The organism is Plesiomonas sp. PI-19 (assembly GCF_021368255.1).
GTDB lineage: Bacteria > Pseudomonadota > Gammaproteobacteria > Enterobacterales > CAMTGL01 > Plesiomonas > Plesiomonas shigelloides.
In genome coordinates, this window is record NZ_JAJNMQ010000001.1 from 1,200,556 (window position 1) to 1,222,204 (window position 21,649).

The 21,649-nt window shown below is 49.0% G+C and carries 22 protein-coding genes; 7 read left to right on the top strand and 15 right to left on the bottom strand.

The genetic code is table 11. The features are described 5' to 3' along the window. Positions 1–13: 13 nt before the first annotated feature. Positions 14–451: a hotdog fold thioesterase gene (locus LQ901_RS05440; RefSeq protein ID WP_064977820.1), complete on the top strand. Its 438-nt coding sequence runs from the start codon at positions 14–16 to the stop codon at positions 449–451. 112 nt (positions 452–563) lie between these two features. Here LQ901_RS05440 and LQ901_RS05445 read toward each other — a convergent pair whose 3' ends face one another. Beyond that, positions 564–740, bottom strand: a complete 177-nt coding sequence (locus LQ901_RS05445) for a hypothetical protein (RefSeq protein WP_156121062.1) — start codon at positions 738–740, stop codon at positions 564–566. A gap of 162 nt (positions 741–902) precedes the next feature. Here LQ901_RS05445 and zntB point away from each other — a divergent pair, with 162 nt between their 5' ends. After that, positions 903–1,910: a zinc transporter ZntB gene (gene zntB, locus LQ901_RS05450; RefSeq protein WP_082935522.1), complete on the top strand. Its 1,008-nt coding sequence runs from the start codon at positions 903–905 to the stop codon at positions 1,908–1,910. A 553-nt stretch (positions 1,911–2,463) separates the two neighbouring features. Here the strand turns inward: zntB and LQ901_RS05455 are convergent. Both LQ901_RS05455 and rnt read right to left on the bottom strand, forming a co-directional pair. Further along, entirely contained in the window at positions 2,464–3,042 is a 579-nt protein-coding gene (locus LQ901_RS05455; protein WP_064977818.1) for an alkylphosphonate utilization protein, read from the bottom strand. A 226-nt stretch (positions 3,043–3,268) separates the two neighbouring features. Beyond that, positions 3,269–3,949, bottom strand: a complete 681-nt coding sequence (gene rnt / locus LQ901_RS05460; RefSeq protein WP_064977817.1) for a ribonuclease T — start codon at positions 3,947–3,949, stop codon at positions 3,269–3,271. Positions 3,950–4,081: 132 nt separating this feature from the next. Between rnt and LQ901_RS05465 the strand changes: the two genes are divergently transcribed. Continuing rightward, the gene (locus tag LQ901_RS05465; RefSeq protein ID WP_064977816.1) at positions 4,082–4,954 is read left to right on the top strand and encodes an OmpA family protein; all 873 of its coding nucleotides are present in this window, start codon (positions 4,082–4,084) and stop codon (positions 4,952–4,954) included. Between the two features lie 117 nt (positions 4,955–5,071). On the opposite strand, the gene gloA is transcribed toward LQ901_RS05465, so the two are convergent. After that, positions 5,072–5,476: a lactoylglutathione lyase gene (gene gloA / locus LQ901_RS05470; protein ID WP_010863780.1), complete on the bottom strand. Its 405-nt coding sequence runs from the start codon at positions 5,474–5,476 to the stop codon at positions 5,072–5,074. A gap of 428 nt (positions 5,477–5,904) precedes the next feature. Between gloA and LQ901_RS05475 the strand changes: the two genes are divergently transcribed. The 3 genes from LQ901_RS05475 to LQ901_RS05485 all read left to right on the top strand — a co-directional run bounded on the left by LQ901_RS05475 (position 5,905) and on the right by LQ901_RS05485 (position 8,399). Next, a complete protein-coding gene (locus LQ901_RS05475) occupies positions 5,905–6,129 on the top strand; it encodes a hypothetical protein (RefSeq protein WP_010863779.1) in 225 nt (74 codons plus the stop codon). A gap of 256 nt (positions 6,130–6,385) precedes the next feature. After that, positions 6,386–6,751: a YcgJ family protein gene (locus LQ901_RS05480; protein ID WP_010863778.1), complete on the top strand. Its 366-nt coding sequence runs from the start codon at positions 6,386–6,388 to the stop codon at positions 6,749–6,751. Between the two features lie 127 nt (positions 6,752–6,878). Next, positions 6,879–8,399, top strand: coding sequence for a cyclic di-GMP phosphodiesterase (locus LQ901_RS05485; RefSeq protein ID WP_071849692.1), 1,521 nt, complete (start codon positions 6,879–6,881; stop codon positions 8,397–8,399). Positions 8,400–8,527: 128 nt separating this feature from the next. Here the strand turns inward: LQ901_RS05485 and LQ901_RS05490 are convergent, their stop codons facing one another. The 9 genes from LQ901_RS05490 to rluE all read right to left on the bottom strand — a co-directional run bounded on the left by LQ901_RS05490 (position 8,528) and on the right by rluE (position 17,441). After that, a complete protein-coding gene (locus LQ901_RS05490; protein ID WP_064977814.1) occupies positions 8,528–9,106 on the bottom strand; it encodes a phosphatase PAP2 family protein in 579 nt (192 codons plus the stop codon). A 299-nt stretch (positions 9,107–9,405) separates the two neighbouring features. Beyond that, entirely contained in the window at positions 9,406–10,542 is a 1,137-nt protein-coding gene (locus LQ901_RS05495; protein WP_064977813.1) for a cupin domain-containing protein, read from the bottom strand. Between the two features lie 23 nt (positions 10,543–10,565). Then, positions 10,566–12,047: a two-component system sensor histidine kinase PhoQ gene (gene phoQ, locus LQ901_RS05500; protein ID WP_039044792.1), complete on the bottom strand. Its 1,482-nt coding sequence runs from the start codon at positions 12,045–12,047 to the stop codon at positions 10,566–10,568. Then, positions 12,044–12,721 (bottom strand): two-component system response regulator PhoP, encoded by a 678-nt coding sequence (gene phoP, locus LQ901_RS05505; protein ID WP_039044791.1) that lies wholly within the window; start codon positions 12,719–12,721, stop codon positions 12,044–12,046. Before phoP ends, phoQ begins: the two co-directional genes overlap by 4 nt. 290 nt (positions 12,722–13,011) lie before the next feature. Then, positions 13,012–14,379: an adenylosuccinate lyase gene (gene purB / locus LQ901_RS05510; RefSeq protein ID WP_064977812.1), complete on the bottom strand. Its 1,368-nt coding sequence runs from the start codon at positions 14,377–14,379 to the stop codon at positions 13,012–13,014. A 27-nt stretch (positions 14,380–14,406) separates the two neighbouring features. Continuing rightward, on the bottom strand, positions 14,407–15,033 hold the full coding sequence (gene hflD / locus LQ901_RS05515) for a high frequency lysogenization protein HflD (RefSeq protein ID WP_010863771.1): 627 nt from the start codon (positions 15,031–15,033) through the stop codon (positions 14,407–14,409). A 4-nt stretch (positions 15,034–15,037) separates the two neighbouring features. Then, positions 15,038–16,141, bottom strand: coding sequence for a tRNA 2-thiouridine(34) synthase MnmA (gene mnmA, locus LQ901_RS05520; protein WP_064977811.1), 1,104 nt, complete (start codon positions 16,139–16,141; stop codon positions 15,038–15,040). Positions 16,142–16,333: 192 nt separating this feature from the next. Beyond that, positions 16,334–16,780: an NUDIX hydrolase gene (locus tag LQ901_RS05525; protein WP_233672025.1), complete on the bottom strand. Its 447-nt coding sequence runs from the start codon at positions 16,778–16,780 to the stop codon at positions 16,334–16,336. Beyond that, positions 16,770–17,441 carry a 23S rRNA pseudouridine(2457) synthase RluE gene (gene rluE, locus LQ901_RS05530; RefSeq protein ID WP_010863768.1) on the bottom strand — a complete coding sequence of 224 codons (672 nt, stop codon included), beginning with the start codon at positions 17,439–17,441 and terminating at the stop codon, positions 16,770–16,772. Before rluE ends, LQ901_RS05525 begins: the two co-directional genes overlap by 11 nt. A 137-nt stretch (positions 17,442–17,578) precedes the next feature. Here rluE and icd point away from each other — a divergent pair, with 137 nt between their 5' ends. After that, positions 17,579–18,832, top strand: a complete 1,254-nt coding sequence (gene icd / locus LQ901_RS05535; protein WP_010863767.1) for an NADP-dependent isocitrate dehydrogenase — start codon at positions 17,579–17,581, stop codon at positions 18,830–18,832. A 149-nt stretch (positions 18,833–18,981) separates the two neighbouring features. On the opposite strand, the gene LQ901_RS05540 is transcribed toward icd, so the two are convergent. Continuing rightward, a complete protein-coding gene (locus LQ901_RS05540) occupies positions 18,982–20,121 on the bottom strand; it encodes a phage integrase Arm DNA-binding domain-containing protein (protein ID WP_064977809.1) in 1,140 nt (379 codons plus the stop codon). Between the two features lie 404 nt (positions 20,122–20,525). Continuing rightward, complete coding sequence (locus tag LQ901_RS05545; RefSeq protein WP_064977807.1) at positions 20,526–21,176, bottom strand: class I SAM-dependent methyltransferase; 651 nt, start codon at positions 21,174–21,176, stop codon at positions 20,526–20,528. Positions 21,177–21,649 lie beyond the last annotated feature (473 nt).

Here is a 21,649-nt window from a genome sequence, read left to right on the forward strand (position 1 = left end):
ACAGAATATCACCATGAAAATTTGGAAACGAACTGCAACATTGGCCCAGCTGAATGAGATGGGCAAACACTGTATGGTAGGACATGTCGGCATCGAGTTTACTGCCATTACCCCTGATGCGCTGGAAGCGGTGATGCCGGTTGATCAGCGTACTACCCAGCCATTTGGCCTGTTACACGGCGGCGCGTCAGTAGTATTGGCCGAAACGCTCGGCTCTGTGGCCGGCTATCTGTGTACCGAAGGGCGTGAACAGGTAGTGGGGTTGGAGGTGAATGCCAACCATTTGCGCGCGATCCGAAGCGGTATGGCGCGTGGAGTGTGCAAAGCGTTACATGTCGGTCGGCGGCATCAGGTCTGGCAGATAGAGATTTTTGATGAGCAGCAGCGTTTATGTTGCAGTGCGCGTCTGACGACTGCCGTGATCGCCGAAAACACACACGGTGAGCAGTAAAACGTCAAACCTAAAGCAGCAATACGCTGTAGGGAAGAATACCCAGTGAAGATGCATGGTGAGCAATACAGGGCGCAGTGTGGAGCCATACTGCACCCAAAATCGGGTTGAATTACAAAGTTCCGCGCTTGCAGCGTTTGATTTGGCGGCGGCGGCAGGTTCTGCGCCGGTTGCTCATATCGGTAAACGCATCTTCATGTTCTTCACGTATATGGCGAAGTTTTTCTGCCCGGATCACTTCCTGCAGCATTAACTCCTGTTCCAGCCAATTATCGACTACTGGTTTCATGGCTGATAGTCCTCAAAAAGAATATCTGTTGGTCGTGCGGGCTGGTATGACGAGATTGCGTCAGCCCGCGGGGAATCTACCATATTTTTGGCTGGCGTAAATGGGTTAACGCGAATTTGTGATCCGGTAAACAGGTTTCTTTCAATGTGTCAGGAAAGGCTCATGCAAGTTAACGATGTGCAGGTAAAGGGAGCAATCAGTGCCCTGTGGTTAGATGGGCAGGGTGGTGCTCTGCCCATTGACAAGCTGGCAAAGGCCAACACAACGCAGGCTAAAGATGCAAAACTGAGAGCAGAGCAAGGGCCTGTGTGGCTGCATTTGGATTACAGCCAGCCTGATTCGGCTAACTGGATCCGCGATACCGGCTTGCTGCCGGAAAACGTAAAAGAGGCATTGCTGGGGGAAAGCTCGCGTCCGCGCTTTACCCGATTAGGGGAAGGGGTCTTAATCACCCTCCGTAGCATCAATTACAACAACGATGAGCGCCCTGATCAGATGGTGGCGTTGCGCGCTTACGTCAGTCGTGATCTGATAGTCTCTTCGCGGCGGCGGCGACTGTTTTCGGTCGAAGATCTGGAAACCGAACTGTGGAATGGTAACGGGCCGACCAACAGCAGCGAATGGGTGGTCGAGATTTGCGATTGCATGACCGATTACGCCTCTGAGTTTATCGACGATCTGCATGAAGTGATTATCGAGCTGGAAGATGGCTTGCTGGAGCACAAGATCCCCGATCGCGGACGTCTGGCGTTGATCCGCAAGCAGTTGATTGTATTGCGTCGGTATCTGTCTCCGCAGCGCGATGTCTATTCGCGCATTGCCGCAGAGAAAATCAGCTGGTTCGATGATGACGATAAACGGCGCATGCAAGAAGTCTCGGAGCGATTAGGCAGAACCTTGGACGATTTGGATGCTGCGATTTCCCGTACCTCGGTCTTGGCTGATGAAATTGCGAACTTGCTGGCAGATGCCATGAACCGGCGCACTTATGCCATGTCTTTGCTGGCTATGATGTTTTTACCGATTTCGTTTTTGACGGGGTTGTTTGGAGTCAATCTGGAGGGCATTCCGGGTAAAGGCTTTAGCGGCAGTTTTCCACTGTTTTGCTTGGCGCTGGTGGGGCTTGCGGGCGGTATTGGATTTTGGCTGAAAAGAAAACGCTGGTTATAAGCGTTTTGCGAGAAAATGTGTGTCATTACAGATAATTGACTGCAATGACGCAAAAAATTGCGCGAAATCAATACTTGCAACCGCATTCAGTAGCAAACTGCACTGGCAGGTGAATACAGTGTTTAAGCGATGGACACTGTACTCCACGTTGTCTTAACTTCCTTCTATTTTCCTTGCATTACAGCAAACTTATTCTTGCTACGCCGGCATTGAAGACCGGCGTTTTTCTTTTTTTGGCTCTTTCTCTTCTCTTTTTTCTGCTTTTTTATCTGTCTTTCATATCCAAGTATGCATTTTTAGCTTACTCGCATCATCAGTATTTCGCTTTTTATCTCAGTTTTATTCTACTGCGATTTGCTATGCTCTTTAGGTGATACAAGTACGATAGACGCAACCTTTGTGATAAATCAGAGTTGCTGAAAATGACTAGATAAATGAGAAAATAGATAAAAAAACGACCGCTCGACAATATACACAAAGCGTATATATTGTAACGGGCAGTCGTATTATCAGAGGTATGAATCCGAAACCAAATGTTTCGTGAACCGCTGAATTAAGCCTTCTTCAGGAAGTTGGCAACCAGAACGATTTGCACGCCGTTTACGCGGCCTTCAATGTGCTCTGGGTTGCTGGTCAGAGAGATATTCTTCACCATGGTGCCGCGCTTGGCAGTGAAGTTAGCACCTTTAACGACCAGATCTTTAATCAGGGTGACAGAGTCGCCGTCTTGCAGCACGTTGCCGTTGCTGTCCAGAGTCGGGGCGGTGTCATCGTTGCTGCTGGTTGCAGACACACCAGCTTCTGCCCATGCCAGAGTTTCTTCGTCCAGATACAGCATATCCAGCAGATCCTGAGCCCAAACTTCGTGAGACAGATTCTTCAGCTGACGCCATGCCATTACCTGTACTGCAGGCACTTGGCTCCACATACTGTCGTTCAGACAACGCCAGTGAGCCTGATCGGCAGTTTCAGGGTTTTCGATCTGATTACGGCATGTATCGCACAGAAGTACGGAATGATCCGCATCATCAGACGCTGAGTGAGGGACAGAATAAACAGAAAGATTATTCTCACTTCCACAGAGTTCACAGTGTGAGCCACTGCGTTCTTGTAAGATTTGCTCAATTGACATCGTAATTCGCTCGTAATACGGAATAATACAAGCAAAGTATAGCATAAACGCAGAGAAAAGGGGAGTTAAGCCTGATAGCGGCTAATTATCGAACTAAACCGGATGATTTTATTGTAAAAATCATCCGGTAGATTGTCATGTTTACCACGCAACAAGCTGCAATGTATGCGGCTGAAATGCGGGTTTCACTTTTCTGTTGATGATGACAGTGAGGTAGCTCAGAGGCTCAATTTGAGTCAGCGATTTCTGCGGTTGACTCTTCATCATCTGCTGCGAATGCCAGTGGCCAGCCACCCAGACGCTTCCATCGATTAACCAGCTCACAGAACAGCTCTGCGGTGCGTTCGGTGTCATACAGGGCAGAGTGCGCCTGATTATTATCGAACGGGATCTTGGCGGTTTGGCAAGCCTTCGCGAGCACAGTTTGTCCTAGCACCAGGCCACTGAGCGCGGCAGTATCAAAGGTGGCAAACGGGTGGAACGGGTTGCGTTTGAGGCCAGCACGCTCAGCGGCCGCCATCAGAAAGCCGTGGTCAAAGGCTGCGTTATGCGCGACAACAATGGCGCGGTTGCACTCATTGGCCTTTTGCTCTTTGCGCACCACTTTGAAAATCTCGTGCAATGCCTCATATTCGCTCACGGCACCGCGCAGTGGATTGTGGGGATCGATACCGGTAAACGCCAGCGCTTCCGGATTGAGGTTGGCGCCTTCAAACGGCTCAACATTGAAGCTCAGTTTCTGATCCGGCATCAACCAACCATCTTCATCCATCTTCAGCGTGACGGCCGCGATTTCCAGCAGCGCATCCGTCTGCGCATTAAATCCTGCGGTTTCCACATCAATAACCACCGGGAAATAGCCTCGGAAACGGGCGCTCAGACAATTCGGGTTAAGAGTTTTAGCCATGATTTCTCTTTGGTGCTGTACAGATCAGCGTGCGTGAAATAAAGAGAGCTTATTATTGCAATTTATGGCGCTTAACTAAAGTATTCCTTCCCGCGGTCGCTAATCACTATGATACGCAGGAGTTGCCACCGAATGATTAAAAAAGTTGTAGTTGCCGGTTTGATGCTAGTTAGCCCCTTTTTACGGGCTGAAAGGCAGTTTTTCGCCGGAATTGATGATTCTACCTGGGTGATGACGCAGGATACGCCGCTGGAATGCCGTTTAGAGCATCCGGTTCCGGGCTATGGCACCGGTGTGTTCAGCTCCCATGCCAGCAAGAAAATTAACCTCGATTTTGAACTGCAAATGTTCCGGCCGATGGCGGAAACCCGTCAGGCAACGCTGCTATCGTTACCTCCTCGCTGGATGCCAGGCACTAATGCCGGCACCATCAATACCTTAAAGCTGTTCAAGCAGTTTGATGGTTATGTGAATGGACAAGATGCATGGCGGATGTTGACCGAGCTCGAGCGTGGCCGTTTACCAACCTTGAGCTACCGTGATTGGTACTACAACAACGAGCGGGTGCAAGTGAGTCTGTCACCGGCGCACTTTAAAGGGCCATACAAGAAATATTTAGCCTGCGTGCAACGTTTGCTGCCGTACAGCTTTGATGATATTGCCTACACTGTGTTGCATTATCAGGCCAATAGCGAAAAGCTGACCTTTGATTCGCAGAAAAAGCTCGATCAAATTGCGCAGTATATCCGTCATATCAAGGATGTAGAGCTGGTATTGGTGGCTGCGCACAGTGACGATCGGGAAGTGGCCTCCAATTCAGAAGAGCTGGCGCGTAAGCGAGCCGAAAACATGCAGCACTATTTTGTGACGCAGGGATTAAAGCCAGAGCAAATTCAGCTGCAGGTGCATGGTGATCAGCGCCCAGTAGCGGATAATCGCTCAGCGCTCAATCGCGGTCTGAACCGCCGCTTGATTATTTCGCTGTCGCGGTCGTCGGATATGTGACTGTTAGCCAATCGAGAGCTATCGATTACGTCTCGCGATAAAAAAAGCGCTGTCACTGACAGCGCTTTTTGTTTTCACCCACAAGACTGACTCGTCGAGCGAGAGCTAGATGAGTTGTCAGCCTAAACCTTGGCTGGCCTGCTTGTTTTGGATCAGTTCGATCTTATAGCCATCCGGATCTTCAACAAACGCAATGATGGTGCTGCCGCCTTTGACAGGGCCTGCTTCACGCACGACTTTACCGCCAGCTTGCTTGATAGCCTCACAAGTGGCTGCGACATCATCAACGCCCAGTGCGATATGGCCAAACGCCGTACCCATCTCGTATTCGCTAACACCCCAGTTATAAGTCAGCTCAATCACAGCACCTGAGCTCTCATCACCAAAGCCGACGAAGGCCAGTGAGTACTTATATTCTTCGTTATCGCTAGTACGCAGCAGTTTCATGCCGAGAACCTTGGTGTAGAACTCAATAGAGCGCTGCATGTCGCCAACACGTAACATGGTATGCAGAATGCGCATGGCTTATATCCTCTTCTGAAATGTCATCCTTCAACTCTCATGATCGCAGGAACTGCCGCCAGAATAAACCCCCACATTGGACAATAGTGGCGCTGTGGCGAGGGATAAAATAGCGTGCCAAATGAATTTTTATTCCTTTCTTGTTGTGTGGATTTATCGCGGCCTTTCTGTGTGTGTAGCAGAACACTTTGTGTTGCGGTATGTGTCAGATCTGCGGCTGACAGCTGTTTTCATGTCGATACCTGCGATGAAATCTCATAATTATATGATTTTAAAGTTATGTTTTTGCTGAGAGGAGCCGGTGCTTAATGGAAATATTTTGCATCACTCATGCAATTAACTTTCTGTAAATGTGACCAAAATCACAGACGATAGTGGATTTGACCTGATAGATTTAATGCATGGTTATTCAATAAAAGAGAATGAAAATGCGGATATCAGTTAACGACACTACTATCATGAACCTGAGTCGGACTTTGCTTTCGGATCAGTTTACAACCAAGCAATTGTCTTCAGCATTGAAAGCCCATTGCGGCATTGAAGTGGGTTTAGCGCGGTTGAATGCGATTTTGGCGGCTAAGTACGGTAACCCGATGAAAAGCTCAACTGACAACCGCTTCTGGTCACGGGCAATGAAACCGCAAAGGGGATAAGAATTGATAAGTCAGCGATAAAAGCCCGCCTCACTGTTGGCGGGCTATTGCTGTGTTAAATGCGAGTGCATTATGTCAGTTGTTTTGTTCTGTTAGCCGAGCGTTTGGTTTGTCGTGTTGATTTGGCTTAGCGTTGCACTCAGCTAAGTTCAGAGGCGTAATTCTTTAGACTTACTTAGTTATTTAAAAACCTTCAATATAATTTTCTGCTCTATTTCTGCACTATACTGTAAGCAGTGTAAAAGCGGATAGTGCAATGAATCCCTTCATCATTTTACTTTCAGTCGTCATCAGTGGAGCCGCAATACTGGACTCTCTGGTTTTTACCGCGCCGGATATCTTTATTCCGGAAGAGGGTGTTGTCTGTGATAAACCGAAAGCATTTTGTGCCACGCAGCAGGGAATATCAAAAAATAAGACGTTAAGTCATTTTCATGTGGAGCGTAAAAATGTAAACAGCCAAACCGCATGGGATAGTCTGTTACATGCCAATCAACGTGGTGTTATTGAGTTTTCTGACGGAACGTATTGTTATTTAAAGGAAAAAACATGCCAGCCGGTATCTTTTAGCGCATGGTATATCCAAAATAGCTTATTTAACCGAACCAATAACTTGCCGTAATCATTTTTGCGTGTTTTTTATGCAAAAAGAATGAGCCCCGCGAGGATAGCGTGTGTATTGTTGCATAACGGTGCTATAGTCATTCATAGAAAGGCAGTGGATGAGCCTGTAATCTATGGAATGAAATATGAGAAGTAAAATATCAATAATAATATTCTCTGGCGTATCTACGTTCATTCTTGTCTTTATTCTTTCTCTTCTTTTTATCCAATCTTATTCGGCTAATGAAACCAATGCAGCATTAACGCAGACTCGTATCAGTATTGATCAGCGCCTTGACCGAGTCGTTGGCGAAATTGATAAACTATTTTCACTTCCTCAGTTGACCTGTTCTGCGATAAAAGAAGATCTCGTTAAACTGGCAGCATTCGATGATATGGTTCGCTCTTATCTTATTGTGAAAGGGGATGAGATTTACTGTTCATCGGCATTAGGCAGTCGCACTTTTTTGCTTAAAAACTATTTCCCAGATACGCGCGTAGATAAGCCTTATGGCCTGCATGTGAGCTTGGGAACCGCCGCCTTGCCTAATAAGCCCATCGTTTATTTGTGGGTAAAAGATCACAGTGGGCGAGTTTCTGGTGGGTTGGCGACAATCCCGCTGCCAGTTAACAGCGCACAACTTTTGGTGTCAGCCTCTGCCAAATTAACTGCGATTGCTATCGTGATTGATAACAAAGCCTTGGTGACAGGACAGCATGAGTTTCAAAGCCCGTCTACACTGCCTAAACCACTCGCCAGTATTGAGTCAGAAAAATATGGTTATCGATTGTATTTTTTTGGCAAATTGCTAACGGTGACTTCATGGTATGAGATGATCTTTTTCTCATTAACGATCAGTATGTTAGTCATGATGCTGATCTATATCTACCATGGCAAAGCACAAGATATGCGCTCGGAAATACTGCGAGGGATCCGTGAGGGTCAGTTTTTCGTGGTGTACCAACCGGTGTTTAATTTACATACCCAAGTGATGGCCGGTTTTGAAGTGTTGCTACGCTGGAAGCATCCGGTGAAAGGGCTCATTCCGCCGGATCAGTTCATTGCGTATGCCGAGCATAATGGGGTAATTATTGAGCTCACGAAGCATATGTTCGAGCTGGTGGCTAAAGATGCCAAATTGATGGTGCAACATTTCTCACCGGGGATGAAGCTGGCCGTTAATATCTCGGCAGTGCACTTGCAATCAGAGCATATTATTGCGGATTTAACCGCGTTTCGTGCTTGTCTGCCAGCGCAGCATTTTGTCTGTGTGCTGGAAATTACCGAACGGGTGTTAATTAAAGATGATGCCGAGGCTGAACGGTTGTTCAAAGAACTGCATGACCTCGGTTTTGAACTGGCGATTGATGATTTTGGTACTGGCCATAGTGCGCTGATTTATCTGCAAAAGCACAAGATGGATTTTCTAAAGATTGATAAAGGTTTTATCCAATCCATCGGGCAGGAAACGGTACACACCCCAGTGCTGAATTCGATTTTGCAGATGGCAACCGATCTTTCGATGAAGGTGGTTGCCGAAGGGGTAGAGACAGAAAAACAACTGACCTATCTACGCCGGAGCGGTGTTTTGTTCGCGCAAGGTTATTATTTCAGTCGGCCGCTGACGTGTGAACAATTGCTGCATGATGTGAGCCATACCGACTAGCACGAGCTGCCAGTATGGCTGTAGTTAATTGCGAGAGTTAAGTGTGTGAGTGAATAACCTGTGGCCAACAGCGCAGACGACGTTTTTCACATATTCACATAGTGATAGTGGAACTCACGTGGTAGAGCTTATGTGCGCCGTTGTGGTGGTGTGCGGCGCGGCGGACAGAGATAAGAGGCTAAACGCCATGTCAGATAAGCCGCCAACAGGCTGACCGGAATAGCACCCAGAATATCGAACGGGAAATGAACGCCTAAAAATACCCGCGCCCAACTGATAGCTACGCCGAGTAACAGGATTAGCCAAGCACTTTGTGTTTTCCGGCTAAGTTTTCCCTCTTTGACGGCTCTTTCACTAAACAGCAGATAAAAGCCGAGGCTGAACATCAACGTTGCATGTCCGCTTGGGAATGAGGCATTGGCATTGTGGAGCAGGTAGGTTTTCCCGATAGGCACCATAAACGGGCGCGGATGCGGATAAATCTTGCCAATAATAAAGCAGGCCAAATAGGCTAGTAGGGCACAGATAAACAGCGCAATGATATGCTGCTGGGTTTCTTTATCGCCGCGGATAAATTGGAAAATAAATGTGGCTAAAACAATATAAATAAGCCAACGAGCAATAAAATGAGCCGTGCTGATTAACCACAAGGGCGTATCGGCTGTGGCGTTAATCAATAAGAAAAGATGCTGATTCAGCGCTTCCATCATCATGTCCAAAAGCAAGGTTTCACATGACTATAAACACTGTCAGAGAGGTGAGCCATTGTGGCGACGAAGAACGAATTTCCTGTATCAGATTGATTTAATTTTTGCTGTCACACTCGGTTGTTGCACAGGATAAGGTAGCTTCATTGGGGGGAACATTCATTAGGTGAAGAACGCTGTGCATGATCAAGAAAGCTCAGCATGATCAACAAAGTGACCATGCTGAGCTCAGTTTTCGTGGATTAAGCGCTTTCGCGGATTCAGCCAATGCGGGTTAGCGAATCTGCGCGGAGAGGGATTTACTCTTCGTCAGTAAAATACCAATAGCCGCAATTCACCAGCTCTGTGAGCGTCGACAGCAGTGCTGGGTTACCCAGATTGTCACCCAGATCGTCAGCAGTGAATGATTCTTGATCGCACAGCAGATGACGAACTTCGGCGCAGCCTTCTGGCAGATGCAGCTCCTCACCATTGATAAAGCAGCGCTCACCGATATAAAACGCACGCAAACCACCAAGGCGATACAACGGCAGCGCATCTTGCTGCAGCATGTCGTAAATTTCTTCGGCAGTAAACTCTGGATCGGCCGGAGCCAGATCTAACTCATGGCTCGATTGGCTGATGAAACTGCCGAACCAGTCAGTAAAGATGGCGGGATCTTTCAAGGTCGCCAACATCATGGTTTGCAGCTTGTTCAATTCAGCCTCAGTGATCGCGCCAGGAGTGCGAGTCAGCGCCAGTTCAGGATCGTCATAGCGTTGATTGCCAAGATCATTGGCCAGCAGGTAGTCCGCAAAGCTGCTGATCAGGTCACGCTGATTCGGCGCACGGTAACCCACAGAGAAACTCATTGAGGTTTCCAGTGAGTAACCATCGTGCGGGAAGCCTGGCGGAATATACAGGATATCGCCGGTATTGAGCTCTTCATCGATAATTGGCTCAAATTGCTCAACATGCAGCAGACTTGGGTGCGGGCAGTGCTCTTTAAGCGGCAGTTTGTCCCCAACGCGCCAGCGGCGACGACCCGAACCTTGAATGATGAATACACCATACTGATCGATATGCGGGCCAACGCCACCTTGCGGTGTTGAAAACGAAACCATCAGATCGTCAAAACGCCAGTTAGGCAGAACGCGAAATGGCGTGACCAGCTGCGCAGCCACTGGATGCCAATGGTTAACTGACTGTACCAGCAGTGACCAGTGGGTTTCACCCAAGTGGTCGTAGGCTTCAAAAGGGCCATGTTCAGCTTGCCAAGTTTGATTTTTAAAGCTCACCAAACGGCTGTCGGCATCGGGCTCCATCGCTAAACCGGCCAATTCATCCGCGGTCAGCGGATCGACAAAGCCAGGGAATGCTTGGCGTAGGATCACCGGTTTTTTCTGCCAGAATTCAGCCATGAACGCTGGCCAATCAAGATTAAGTTGATACTGCATGCGGTTGTGTTCCTGTCGTACTTTTATCCGCGCATTATACGTGTTTTAGGGTAAAGCGCCTTGTCTTCTTGATCGGCAAAGGTAACCGTAAATTTCGCGCCACCCAGCAAACTTTGCGCTATCTCAATTTTACCGCGGTAGCGCTCCAAGATACTGGTAGCGATGGCTAATCCCAAGCCTTGTCCTGGTTTGAGCGTATCGGCGCGTTGCCCTCGTTGGATCACCGTTTCGCGCTTGGCTGGGGGAATGCCGGGGCCATCATCTTCAATGATGAATTGCAGCGCATCGCCTTGCTGGCGGGCAGAGATGGTGACGAATTCGAGACAGTACTTGCAGGCGTTATCGATGATGTTGCCCATCACCTCCATAAAATCCTCCCGATCGCCGCAGAAAATCAGCTCTGGCGGGATATCTAGTGTCAGGCTTACGCCTTTACTGGCATAGACTTTATTCAGCGCGCCACAAAGCGGGTCAAGCATGCCGGGTACGGAGGTCAATTGCCGGTGTAATGGATCATCGTGGGGGCGATCAGCACGGCGCAGGTAATAGCCGATTTGCTGCGAAATGCGATCGATTTGCTCTTGCAAGACCGGTTCGGCTTCCTCCAGTGACGTTTTTTCGGGCGATAAACGCAATGAGCGTAGGGTGCTTTGTAGCACCGCCAGCGGGGTTTTAAGGCTGTGCGTCAGATCGCCGAGCGTGGCGTGGTAGCGCTCTTGCATCTGCTTTTGCGAGCTGATCAAACGGTTGAGGTTTAAGATCAACCGGCGCAATTCTTGTGGTGGCTTGGGGCGTAAATCCAGATGTTCGCGGTCGTGGGTCTCTAGCTCTTCCACCTGTAACGAAAGCTCAGCGATGGGGCGCAAGCTCCAGTTGGCTGCTAGCCATAATAGTGGCATCACCAGCAGCAAATGTGCGACCAGCACCCATTCGAATAAGGTCCAGACATAATCGGAGTCTTGTAACTCTTGTGGTACGGCATCGAGGGTGACGATGGTCATCGAAGGAAGCTCGTTCATCGCCGGATAGGTGTTAACCGCTACCGAATAGGTCACATCATCATCAATATAATCCGGTAGGCGGTTTTTCAGCCGCTCGTTACCCAGCAGCGGATACGTGGCGATGGGGTGTGGGCTATCAATTTCATAGAAACCGGGTTTTTTCAGCCATTCGGATCTGATTTGTTCTTCAAATTCCGGCAGGTCAGCCAGCCGCCACAGCAGCTTGCCGTCTGCATCATAAATCCATGCCAGCAGCATTTTGTTGCGGATCAGCGTTTTTGGCACGTTAACGTTCAGTTTGCCATCTTGCCAATGGGCAAAGTTGATGAACATGTTGCCTTCGCTGCTCATCAAGCGGTAGGTGTTACGTTCAAATACGTACACGTAGCCGCCGATGGCGACCACGCCATACAGCAGAGATAAAAAACCCACCAGCAGAGCGGTTGCCAGCAGAAAACGCAGCCGCAGCGACTGGATTTTAAAGAGCGGCGAGGTCCGTTTCATTGGCACTGCAACTCAAAACGGTAACCTTGACCGCGGATGGTGGTGATAACCTCATTCAAGCCATCTACTGCCAGTTTGCGCCGTAGGCGTCCCATTAATACATCAATAGTGTGGGTTTCGCGCAGTTCGGCATCGGCATACAGCTGAAACATCAGGGTATCTTTACTGATCACCTGCTGATGGTGACGCATCAGGTATTCCAAGATCTTGTATTCGAACGCCGTTAACTTCACGGCTTCTTGATTGATGGTCAGCTCACGGCGCGACAAATTAAGCTGATATGGCCCTGCAGTCATATAGGTTGACGTGATCCCGCTACTGCGGCGGACCAGCGCTTGCAGCCGAGCGACCACCTCTTCGAGTTGGAACGGTTTGGTGACATAGTCATCGGCTCCCGCTTCCAAACCTTGGACCTTTTCTTGCCAGCTATCTCGGGCGGTGAGGATCAGGATGGGTAATTTTTTCCCACAGGCGCGCCAGCGGCGGATCAGCGATAAGCCATCTTCATCCGGTAAACCTAAGTCGACCACCGCAATATCCAGTTCATGCTCTTGCTGGAAATAATCCGCTTCTACCGCATCTTTGGCGGCATCCACCTGATGTCCTTGCTCTTCGAGCTGTACCTTAAGATGGTGACGAAGCAGGGCATTGTCTTCAACAATCAGAATCCGCATGAGAACCTCACAACAGGGGCGCGACAAAGACAGCCTGTATTGTATACCGCAATGCGCCCAAGGAAATGTGGCAATAATAGAGTTATTTAGTGACCAAGAGGCGCGCTACGCAAACACTGCTTTGCCACCCAAATACATGCCACGAAAAAATAAAGGGACGAGTGTAAGCATAGAGTATGCCGCATCTTGGTTAAACCAACGATAAATAACAAAAAAGCCGGTAACAGAGTTACCGGCTGATTCAGCATGCTAGCAGAGGCTATACGCGATAGCGCTTGGTGATGTAAGACTTAAAGCTCATCCACCATTTGTGCCGCGCGGCCAATATAGCTGCCCGGCGTCATGGCTTTCAGACGTGCTTTTTCGTGTTCTGGCAGCTCCAGACCATCGATAAAGCTTTGCATGCCTTGCGCGTCAACACGCTTGCCACGGGTCAGCTCTTTGAGCTTCTCATATGGCTTTTCGATGCCGTAACGGCGCATTACGGTTTGGATAGGCTCTGCCAACACTTCCCAGTTGTGATCCAGCTCGTCGGCCAGATGGTCTGCGTTCACTTCCAGCTTACTAATGCCTTTCAGGGTAGAGGCATACGCAATCAGAGAGTAACCCATGCCCACTCCCAAGTTACGCAGAACGGTGGAGTCAGTCAGGTCACGCTGCCAGCGAGAAACCGGCAGTTTAGCGGCCAGATGGTCAAACAGCGCATTGGCCAAGCCTAAGTTGCCTTCGGAGTTTTCGAAGTCAATTGGGTTAACTTTGTGCGGCATGGTAGAAGAGCCGATTTCACCGGCGATGGTCTTCTGCTTGAAGTGGTTCAGTGCAATGTAGCCCCACATGTCACGATCGAAGTCCAACAGGATGGTGTTGAAACGCGCCATTACATCAAACAGCTCGGCGATGTAGTCGTGCGGTTCGATTTGCGTAGTGTACGGGTTCCATGTCAGGCCCAGTGATGTCACGAACTCTTCGCTGAAACGGTGCCAGTCAACCTCCGGGTAGACCACTATGTGCGCGTTGTAGTTACCGACCGCGCCATTGATTTTGCCCAGAATCTCAACTTGTTGCAGCTGCTTAAACTGGCGCTCCATACGGTAAGCAACGTTCGCCATCTCTTTACCAACGGTTGATGGCGTTGCTGGCTGGCCGTGAGTACGCGACAGCAGCGGCATATCGCGATAGGTGTGCGCCAGATCTTTGATCTCATCAATCAGCTTGCGCCACAGAGGCAGGATCACAGTTTCACGCGCGGTGCTCAGCATCAGACCGTGAGACAGGTTATTGATGTCTTCGGAGGTGCATGCAAAGTGGATGAACTCATTCACGGCGTGCAGCTCAGGGATCGCAGCCACTTTTTCTTTCAGGAAGTACTCCACGGCTTTCACGTCGTGGTTGGTTGTCCGCTCAATGGTCTTGATACGCAGCGCGTCTTCTTCGTTGAAGTTGCTGACGATGTCGTCTAAAAACGCATTGGCCTGCGCGCTGAAGGCAGGCACTTCGGAGATCCCCTGGCAGGCTGCCAGTTTTTGCAGCCAACGTACCTCAACTGTCACCCGGAATTTCAGCAGGCCAAATTCACTGAAGATACTACGTAAAGCCGTAACTTTATCGCCGTAGCGGCCATCAATCGGGGATACAGCGGTCAGTGCGGACAGTTCCATGGGTATAAAAACTCCTGAGTTCAGAGATTAAAGGGATCCTAAAATTCGCTTGGCTTGGTCAACTAACCGGCCCCGCGAGAAAATCAATTGCAGACGGCTACCGCCAACCTGACGCCACAGCACAGCCGCGCGAATACCGGCCAACAGTGCAGCGCGAACGCGGTTTTGCACCAGCGGACTTTGCAATTGTATTGGTGAGCCGGTGACTTGGATGCGTGGGCCGAGTGGGCTGATTACATCCACGTAAATGGCGGCGATAGCGCTGATCATTTGCTCATCGAGCAGATCAAAGTGTTGCTGCTGACGATCCAGACCTTGGATCCGATCGGCCAGAATAGACAGGCTGTCTTTACGTGCGGAGAGTTTCTTTTCCAGAATGATGAGGCCAATCAGGTAGCGGGTCAGTTCACTGTCTTGCTGGCCACTGAGGCCGGAGAGTTGGGTAATCAGCGTTTCTAGACCCAGCTGTAGACTGTGAGGTGACTGGCCGAATACATCCAATGTGGAGGAGGGGGCCGTCTGCATAATACTGGTGAGTGAGGCGCGTAGCGCCTCACTGTTGGCATTACCATTACGGGAGATATCTTGTACTAGCCGAACGGCTTGGCACATGCCGGCAAGGGCGTAAACAATATCTGTCGTATTTTTTGCCACTGAATCACTCCCTGATTTGGGCTTCGATAATACCGCCGCCCAGACATACTTCACCTTGATAGAAGACCGCAGATTGACCCGGTGTTACGGCAATTTGCGGTTCGTCAAAGCGGACTTCGATTTCATCTTCGCCGCGCGGGATCACCGTACAGGCGATATCTTGCTGACGGTAGCGGGTTTTCACGCTGCAGCGGAAAGTTTCTTGCACAGTTTCGCGGTCAACCCAATGCAGTTGGCGGGCAATCAGACCATGTGATTTCAGACGCGGGTGATCATGACCTTGTGCGATGATCAAACGGTTATTTTCCGTGTCTTTATCGACCACGTACCAGGCTTCGTCGGTACCTTCTTTGGTGCCGCCAATCAGCAGACCTTTACGTTGGCCCAGTGTATGGTACATCAGACCTTGATGCTCACCCATCACCACGCCATCCACGGTGACAATCTGACCCGGCTGCGCAGGCAGGTAGCGCGCCAGAAAATCACGGAACTTACGCTCACCGATAAAGCAGATGCCGGTGGAGTCTTTTTTCTTAGCTGTTGCCAGACCGATCTCTTCGGCAATGCGGCGCACTTCCGGTTTTTCCAGCTCGCCGACAGGGAACAGGCTCTGTGCAACCTGCTGATGACCCAGCGTGTACAGGAAGTAGCTCTGGTCTTTGTTGTTGTCCAGACCGCGCAGCAGTTGTGCTTTACCCTCTTTTTCACCGCGACGCACATAGTGACCGGTCGCGATGTAGTCCGCGCCCAGATCTTCGGCGGCAAACTCTAAGAAGGCTTTGAATTTGATTTCTTTATTACACAGGATATCCGGGTTTGGAGTCCGGCCGGCCTTGTATTCCTCAAGGAAATGCTCGAATACATTATCCCAGTATTCTGCCGCGAAATTCACGGTGTGCAGCTTGATGCCCAGCTTGTCACAAACAGCTTTGGCATCGGCCAGATCCTGTGCCGCGGAGCAATATTCGTCGGTGTCGTCTTCTTCCCAGTTCTTCATAAACAGGCCTTCGACCTGATAGCCCTGCTGCTGCAGCAGGTAAGCAGAAACGGAAGAGTCAACCCCGCCGGACATACCGACGATCACTTTGATATGGCTGTTATCAGACATTTATGTACTACACCTTTGCGGCCAATAGGCCAGTTTGAAGAATGAGGTAAATTCTCGCTGAGAATTCCGGTGGCAGATTTTAGCACATCCACAGGGCCGCGCACAGTGCGGCGCTTGCCATTGCGGGCACGCTCTGCGCAGAGAAATCTTCACGATTTAGTGCCTATTTGGGTTGCCTATCTCTGTGGGGGTTTAGACAACCGCAAGCACGGAAAGAGGGATACGCTCCGGCTGTAAAAACAACGAGATACTTTCCATCACCAAGGGGCTACGCAGGGCCATATGACGCATCTCATCGGCGCTGACCCAATGGCAGGCGACGATATCCGGATCTTGCGGTTCACAAGGCGGACACTGATCTAAATCGATAGCAAACGTAAAGCGAATAAATGGCGTACCGTCTGGCGCAGTCCACTGGAAGATTTTCAGCAATGACTGTGGCTGCATGCGCAGGCCACTTTCTTCCCATAATTCACGGCGCGCAGCGTCCAGCACGCTTTCATTGGCTTCCTGATGCCCCGCTGGTTGGTTGTACAAAACCTTGCCATTAATGTGCTCTTCGACCAGCAGAAACTTGCCCTGACAGTGCACCACATTGGCGACAGTCACATGCGGAGTAAAACGCAGCTTATCGGACATAAGCACCTCGTGTTGGTTTGGTATCTGCTGCGCTGGAGGGGGCGGCGACATCTTTCCATTCGCCATTCGGCAGATTATCCAGCGTCCATGGCCCCATTTGGTAACGGATCAGGCGTAGCGTCGGGAAACCGATATGGGCGGTCATCCGGCGCACCTGCCGATTGCGACCTTCAAACAGCGTGATCTCAAGCCAGCTGGTGGGGATATTTTTACGCTCCCGGATTGGCGGGTTGCGTGGCCATAACCAGCTTGGCTCTTCGCGCAGCGCGATTTTCGCCGGTAGCGTAGGGCCATCTTTTAATGTCACTCCATCGCGCAGCTTTTGCAGGTCTTCTTCGCTGGGAATACCTTCGACCTGTACCCAGTAAATTTTGCCGGTCCGCTTGCCCGGTTGGGTCAGTTGCGCTTGCAGCTTACCATCATTGGTGAGCACCATCAGCCCTTCGCTGTCACGATCCAGACGACCGGCGGCGTACACGCCCTGTACCGGGATAAAGTCCTTCAATGTGGTACGACCAGATTCATCAGTAAACTGCGGTAGAACATCAAACGGCTTGTTGAACAAAATGATCCGTTGTGGCGCAGAGGGTTGTGACGGTTTGCGATCCACACTGCGTTTAAAATGCCGGGACCCGCTTTTCTTGGTTGGACGTGCAATCATTTTCAGGATGTTCAATAAATTCTGTGAGCCGCATAGTATAGCTGATTCGGCAAGAGATTGGCGTAACAGGAATGTTCAAGTATTATTGACGCGCCTCTTACAAAACCATAACAAATGGACGCTCGAAGGAGATGTCAATGGAAAGCAAAGTAGTTGTACCAACCGAAGGCCAAAAAATCACTGTCGATGCGCAGGGCAAACTGCAAGTTCCGCATAACCCTGTGATCCCGTATATCGAAGGTGATGGTATCGGGGTGGATGTGACTCCTGCAATGAAGCTGGTGGTCGATACGGCAGTCGAAAAAGCTTACGGCGGCCAGCGCCAGATTCAGTGGATGGAAATTTATACCGGCGAGAAGTCTACTCAGGTTTATGGTGAAGATGTCTGGTTGCCGAAAGAGACACTGGATTTAATTCGTGAATACCGTGTTGCGATCAAAGGTCCTTTGACAACGCCTGTCGGCGGTGGGATCCGTTCTTTGAACGTGGCCTTGCGTCAAGAGTTGGACCTGTACATTTGCTTGCGCCCAGTACGTTACTACGAAGGTACGCCAAGCCCAGTTAAAAACCCAGAACTGACCGACATGGTGATTTTCCGTGAGAACGCGGAAGACATTTATGCCGGTGTTGAGTGGAAAGCAGGCTCTGCAGATGCCGATAAGGTGATTAAGTTCCTGCGTGAAGAAATGGGCGTGAAGAAGATCCGTTTCCCAGAAAATTGCGGTATCGGTATCAAGCCGGCGTCTGAAGAGGGCTCTAAGCGCCTGATCCGCGCGGCTATCGAATACGCTATTTTCAATGATCGCGCTTCTGTGACATTAGTGCACAAAGGCAACATCATGAAGTTCACCGAAGGTGCGTTCAAAGATTGGGGCTACGAGCTGGCACGTGAAGAGTTCGGTGCCGAGCTGCTGGACGGCGGCCCGTGGATGACCCTGAAGAACCCAAATACTGGCCGTGAAATCATTATTAAAGATTGCATCGCCGATGCTTTCTTACAGCAGATCCTGCTGCGTCCAGCCGAGTACGATGTGATTGCTACCATGAACCTCAATGGCGACTACATCTCTGATGCGCTGGCAGCACAAGTGGGCGGTATCGGTATCGCACCAGGGGCGAATATCGGCGCTGATTGCGCTGTGTTTGAAGCCACTCACGGCACTGCGCCTAAATATGCCGGCCAAGATAAAGTAAACCCAGGCTCGCTGATCCTATCTGCTGAAATGATGCTTCGTCATATGGGCTGGTTTGAAGCAGCCGATCTTGTCGTGAAAGGCATGGAAGGCGCGATTGCGGCTAAAACCGTAACTTACGATTTCGAACGTCTGATGGACGGCGCTAAGTTGTTGAAATGCAGCGAATTTGCGAAAGCAATGTGCGAACACATGTAACCCAGAATCTTTCCTTTTACCTTTTTTGGGGAGCTTCGGCTTCCCATTTTTTTAAAAGTGTCACGTAATTTCCAAAATGATTTCCAAAACTCTTTGCCAAAACCCCTCCATTTCTATTCACTGAAATGAATTAATATGCAAATGTCGATTTAGTCGTAATCCAGTTTTAGGAACTCTTTCCCGCGGTTGTTGTTGTACTTGCCGGTCATTTTTTGCGATGCGTGACCTAGCAGTTTCTGTGTGTTAATACCTTGCTCTCGGTATAAACGTTCCGACAGTGAACGAATTTCGTGGAAACTGGCAGGTGCCTGTTCTCCCCAATCGATACCACACTGGTCTCTCAGCTTTCCGAAGGCTGTAGATAAAGTTGTGGCGTTTTTAATCTCAGAACCCGCTTTAGTCTGCGAAGTTGAGTAATAGGTATGGATGATGTACTCACTGCCTCGGTTATCTCGCGTCATATCGATAACATCTTGCAGTGACAGCTTGAGAGCTTCGTTATAGAGGTTGGTTGATATTGCTATCTTCATACCGGTCTTTTGCTGTACTACATGCAGATAGCCATCCTTAATATCGCTATATTTCATGTTGAGTAAATCACCTAGCCGCTGTCCGGTGACTAAGCCAAGTAGCATGGCATGCCGTAGCCATGGTTGTCGTTTTTTCGTTTTAGCGATGTCCAAGATAGCCATGAACTCATCGAATGTAAGGCGAGAGCGAGTCACCCTATTGAAAGGTAATAGAGTGGCCTCCGCAGGGTTATACCCAGGAGGGACATCACCAAAATGTTGGGCCACTTTAAACATCTCGATCAACACGCCCCGAATGATTTGCGCCATGCGCCGCTTGTCCTCTTGAACAAGTTCATTTTGCATTTCATTGCAATGGCCAACATTGACCGAGTTAAGCGGCTGACTTCCGATGTGCTGTCGGATAAATGAAATTGGGTAAGCCTTCTGCTTAAAGGTGTTTTCTCTTATTTGCCCGTTTTCAAATCTTTCTTGCTGGTATTTTTCAAATTTATCTAGGAACAACTCTACGGATATTCCGTAGAGCGTTACTGTCTTGTTGCGCTTGAGTAGTTCCGCCTCAAGCTGTTTAGCTCGAAGCGATGACAAGCGGTTATTCGCTTCCGTTGCGATAGCGGCAGCTTCTTCGTAATCAGTTCCGAGTCCATAAAACTTACCATCCCTTGGGTTCTTGTATTGCCAGTAAATCGTATTGGTTTTGCGGTTTAACCGGCAGTACAGATTAGGTATGGCAATTTTGTTTTTTCTTGGTCTAGCCATTGCTTGAGAGGATTCGTTTTAGTTTGGGGTTGTCTGTCTTGAAAATCGCGGGTTTTACTTGTTCACCGATGTATTCAGCATAAGGTTCGACAAACCAGCGACGGGCAATTTTCTTGGGGGCGGGTTGTATGTATGCCTGTGCAGCCCAGCGATTGAGAGTCGCTTTACAAGGCGCGTTCATGCTGCATGCAGAATGCATGGATTTCTCGCGCTGTGCTCCATTACGGTCCTCCAATAAAAAGAACCACAGAGATGATGAAATTCGGCATGATAAAAGACTCATGAAGAGAGTTACTATGAAATCAAATGGGGCTTTCAGCTATTGAGGTTTGCTGTTTGGAAGGGGGGACCAAAAGCCGCAGCATTTGCTACGGCTAAAGTTTCGTTAATGATGCAGCGTTCTTTTAGTGGTGATTGGCATAGAATAGGGCAACAGAACCAATTACCTTGATGTTTACATTAGCAAAGTGATGTTCTAGGGCTTCTCTCAGTGAAAGTACATCATCTTCCTCGTTACTGAAAATCCCCTTGCTGTTGTAAATTGATTGGATTTTTTCAGCTAAGAGGTTTTTGTTTGTCCCTTTGCCCAATATGGTGCTGCCGAAAATCGTCGCGTTAGGGTTCATAAGCTCTTTCAGATAAGAGAATACGATGCTTTTTTCGGAGATTGACCCTGGCAGACAGTGCAGTAAGTAGTTTAAGCTCACAGAGTCAAACTTCTCACAGTTCATCTCAAGCGGCTCTAATACGTTCTTGCTGTACACCTCAGGCGTTAGGTGCGGTATCACGCTGGATGCAGCAAGAAGACTGTTCTCGTTTAAGTCCATGAGCGCGATACGTTGCTCTTTGTTATGCAGATTTTTTTTTAGGTAATATCCAGTGCCTACGCCAACATCCAGATGATTTTTGGTGGCTAAGTCAGCAAATTGTTTGCTGATTAACTTGGTAGGGCATTTCCATAGGAAATGATTTGAAAAGCCTAAAACCCATATGTCATAGATTGAAAGTACCGGTTTTGAGTAAACGGCCTGACCTGCAATTGCATCTTTATTCATTTATTTATTCTTGTCAGTCAATAGTAGGAGGCGAATTCTATATGAATTCTATGACATATCAACGCAGACCAGTTTGAAAAGTTAATACAGACTTATTATTCTTCTAGGTTTGGCCGAAACAATCGCTCGTGAGGTGCATAGGAGTTGTTCTGGTCAATAAGTGCAATGACATCACTCATGGCTTGTCCTGACTTGGTTATGTGCAGAACAAAAAAAGTTTCTAACTATTGGCATTGGCTTAGGTAGGGAATCGGATAAGCTGGATTAGCTGAGGTCGATAGTTTGTTTAATGTAGTCCTCCACAGGGCTTTGTAAAGCCACAAACGGCAGGGGACAAAACAACGGAAGCTCAAGCGATTTTGGTTGGAGGGGGGGGAGAAAACATGGTTGCACACTATAACCTGTATGTATATGCAGTATAGTGTGCTTGGAGCTGTTGGTATTTATGATTTTGGCGAGTTATAGAAGAGCCT